The sequence below is a fragment of the Vibrio jasicida CAIM 1864 = LMG 25398 genome (assembly GCF_000400365.1).
GTDB lineage: Bacteria > Pseudomonadota > Gammaproteobacteria > Enterobacterales > Vibrionaceae > Vibrio > Vibrio jasicida.
In genome coordinates this window covers 1-3,898 of record NZ_BAOG01000131.1, presented here as the reverse complement: position 1 = coordinate 3,898, position 3,898 = coordinate 1, and the positions used below count along the sequence as shown (strand labels likewise).

The following is a 3,898-nucleotide window of genomic DNA, read 5'->3' as shown; positions in this document are numbered from 1 at the left end:
AGAAGTAGTACTCGGTTACTCTAGGAGCATTTATAGCAATAGTTACGATCACTACAACAATCGCAATCCAGTAATCACCACTTTTTAGCAACTCAACAACTAAGTCCATTTATCGCGAAAGTCTCCTAATCTTTATAACGCCCAATTAAGTTGTGAGCAACGTTACCACTTTACGCAAGCACTTCGCCGTAATCACTAAACCAATTGAAACCGAAAGCGCCGAGCGTTGCGAATCAGCTTGAATTGTTTGTTAGGCAAATTTTCTGCGTACTCACCAACTTTGTTTGAAAACAGAATACCTTAAACACGATAAGCAACCAATCACGCACTGACTTTTTGTGATTCAAGAACCACTGAAGTCACTATGTTACAGCCTCACGTTCAACGCTCACGAAACAAAGCCTTTCAGCGATTAAGTTGCTTTTGAATCTGACAAGCTCAAAGCTGAGGACTAGCCACAAAAACGAAAGCTTTGATTGCCTTGCCCTCCCCACACTTTAAGCCAGTGAAATTCACCACCAACCAACACTGAAACTCGATGAGGCAACCCACGAAATTTGGCATGTTTTACGGTTGGAGAGGTTCAAGAATTTAAGCCGACAATGCTGAATTGCCGACTACGAAAAACGAACTGCCAGAGGGAACAAGAAGATTAGAACTAAGAACTTTTTTGCCCTTTGCCTAACGCCGCATTAAGGTGTGAGCAACGCTGCCACCAAACCTAAACCATTGCGCCGTAAACACGAAACCCAACCTTGAACTGAAAATGCCAAGCGTTGGGAATCACTCTTAAATGCTTTGTTATAAAACATTTACGTGGTTAATGACTTTCTGCACAAACTGTTTCAAATTAGCAGGTGCCCCTTCTTTATGTAGTGACTCTAGCGCAGGTACTATCCATTTATTCTTTCTGACATCTCCAAGATCAATCCACCCCTCTAGCTCGCCCACAGGTACAACAAACAGTCCATTAAGCGATAATTGTTGTATAAGCTCTTCGACTTCATTTTTAAGCTCCGGCGACAAGACTCTTGTACCTGAGGATTTAACTGTTGCCCATTTGCTGGCATCTTTTCTAATTCGGTTTATCGCACCTCTGGCGCCTGAAAATGTATGCTCCCCATTGTTCAATTGATACAAAAACTCTTCAATTTGATCAGTGATTGCTTTAACAGCTGCCAGTTCATCGCCAGATGCAACTTCTTTAGCAAGGGAATCTAATACTGAGATTTGAGTTAAGGACAAATTTTCTTGACCTAAACTATCCAATAGATTATTGAGGTCATCTTTACTATTGAGAACATCTATATCTAAAATACCACAACATGGAATGTTGGCTAATTTTAATAATTGTATGACGAGGTGCACTGTTTGTTTATTATGGGCATGAATAAAAAGCACTTCTTGGGTTGATAAATCATTAGCTGCAACAGTACTATAAAAAACTCTATCTGAGTCTGCCTCACACACGACAACTCCACGATGAAATAACGAATCTAAAACCCGCTGGCTCGACAAAATAGGTGACTTTGCGAGCTGTTCCGTAGATTCCTTTGGAATCATGTTAAAAGTGGTCGTATCTGAGGTCCGATTTAATCTATACAGATCAACAGGGTAACTGGCAGATAATATACCCGAAATAAAATTGGAATTATGTGTTGATATGATTACCTGTCCAGGAACTTGTGCCATATGCTTAGCAACCCAAAACCCCAATTGCCTTGCTTGAGCTGGATGGAGAAACGCTTCTGGCTCATCAAGTAACACAACTCGATCGTGGGATAGAAGAAGACTTAATACAACACCAACAAAACTTCTATAACCATCACCTTGTTCATCAAGTATTGGGTAATCTTTGAAGTAATTAGCTGCATCTTTAGGGTCTTGTGGTACATTTTCGAATTTGTCAGCAACTCGAAAAGTTAGTTCAGTTAGCCCACTATAATCTAGCTTGATATCTTTCCCAAAAACTAGATTAAATGCCTCCCTTAAGGCATTTTCAACACTGATGTCCGCTCCATACAATGCTTGAAGTAGGTTTTGTGCTGTGACTTTATGTAAATTGGCAGAAGGGGCTGTTTTAGCAACATTTAGTCTAGATTCAGCATCTAAGTATGAAACTCTAAATTTTGCGATGTTTCCAAACAATGCTTCAATTCCATTTGCTTCATATTGAGATTGCAAATATCCTCTTTGAAAAGCAACTGACTCATTATCGCTTAGCTTAGATGTAATTCCCGACACATTTTCCATGCCAACATTATATTCGTGAGGTTTAACATCAAGTCCTTTCAGGAAGAAATCAAATTCAGGTTTGCTATCAAATTCGATTGAGTCAAGTAAGGTTGTTTCAAAGCCTTTCTCTTTGATAAAAATGGAGTGAATGTCCTTTAATGTTTGGGATTTCCCTACATTATTTGGACCAATTAATACAGTAAACTTTCCAACAGTGACTTGTCCGCCACCTTTTATATTTATTTTATCAATAATCATTACGAACTCTTTGTTTTATAACGCCGCGTTAAGTAGTGAGCAACGCTACCACCCTGCCTAAACCATTGTGCCGTAAACACTAAAGTTGAATCAAACCGAAAGTGCCGAGCGTTGCGAATCTGTCTTAAACGCTTTGTTATGTGAATTTTATTACGCGCCTAAAAGAGGTAAGTTTTTACGCTGCTGATAGGTTAAAGCCAACTCTAAACAGGACTTAATCACTCTTTCTGGTATCGGTTCCGATAAGGACAGAACTATTGCTCTATTTCCCTGAAACACCAGTTCTTCACCATACAATTCACGAAATGTATCGACGAGCTTGGTTTGGCAATTAAAGAAAAGGTAATAGTTGTTAGGAGACTTGAGTCTCCAGTCCATTCTTAGCGGACTGCCTGTTTTTACACTGTAGCTTGGTTCACCCCATTTTAGAGTTTCTTCGACTTCACCAAGTTCCAATTCCGATGCTATTTGAAAGACTAGATTTCGTAGCTCCGCTAACCTAACACGAGCACTTTCTGGGTATTCATCGAAGCGATCTTTGACTACGTTATTCATTGGAACCTCCTATTCACATAACGCCCTGTTAAGGGGTGAGCAACGCAATACCGAAGTCGCCGCATACCACCTTAAACACCAAAACCAACGCATAGTAAAAATGCCACGCGTTGCGAATCCCTCTTGAACAGTTTGTTAGCCGCCACCTGCCGTCATTATCGTCGCTCCTATAAATACCGCAGGTACAACGACTACAGAATCTATGATGATTGTTGCCGGTGTGACGACTATTTTTCCAGCAGCTTCAGAAAAGGTTGATGGTTGCGCAATGGATATCCGCTGACTTGTTTCAAGCTTGTCTAATGGTAAATCCCCCTCTACAATAAATCGCTTTCCTGTTACTTTTTCCGTAAGTCGAAATTTTTTCAGGAGAGCATCCTTTCTGAAGCCAAGCGACAAAAGTTGACTTTCTAATTCTAGGGTAGGTTCATCGCTTAACAATGTCAGCGACACAGTGCCAACAATTGTATTGTCTTTCCTTAATTCAAAATCATTAAACGATGGGAAGAAATCAACTTCTCTGGATAAAGTAAGCGCCTCCCCCAAGTTTTTATTGATTTTGAAAAGATAAGCTGAGCTAGAAGCGGTAACAAACAACTCTCCGGAATCACTTTTTACGTAGAAGCCATCTATCATCTCTTGCTTATATTCAGGAGCCCAAAGCGCAGTTGTACATCCCGATAAGAATAAGGCAATAAATAATAAGAGTGTTTTCATAAAACTTCCATTTCTAAGCGTAGTAAATTTGAACGATATGGCGGCTAACGCCCTGTTAAGGTGTGAGCAACGCAATACCGAAGCTACCGCATACCACCTTAAACACTAAACGCAACGCATAGTAAAAATGCCA

At 40.1% G+C, this 3,898-nt stretch carries 3 protein-coding genes; all 3 read right to left on the bottom strand.

Features of this window, described 5'->3' with window-relative positions; genetic code table 11:
• Positions 1-801: 801 nt before the first annotated feature.
• The 3 genes from VJL_RS24205 to VJL_RS24195 all read right to left on the bottom strand — a co-directional run bounded on the left by VJL_RS24205 (position 802) and on the right by VJL_RS24195 (position 3,765).
• Positions 802-2,493 carry an ATP-dependent nuclease gene (locus VJL_RS24205; RefSeq protein WP_038881877.1) on the bottom strand — a complete coding sequence of 564 codons (1,692 nt, stop codon included), beginning with the start codon at positions 2,491-2,493 and terminating at the stop codon, positions 802-804.
• 150 nt (positions 2,494-2,643) lie between these two features.
• Entirely contained in the window at positions 2,644-3,048 is a 405-nt protein-coding gene (locus VJL_RS24200) for a DUF1801 domain-containing protein (protein WP_038881875.1), read from the bottom strand.
• Between the two features lie 135 nt (positions 3,049-3,183).
• Complete coding sequence (locus tag VJL_RS24195; protein WP_038881873.1) at positions 3,184-3,765, bottom strand: hypothetical protein; 582 nt, start codon at positions 3,763-3,765, stop codon at positions 3,184-3,186.
• Positions 3,766-3,898 lie beyond the last annotated feature (133 nt).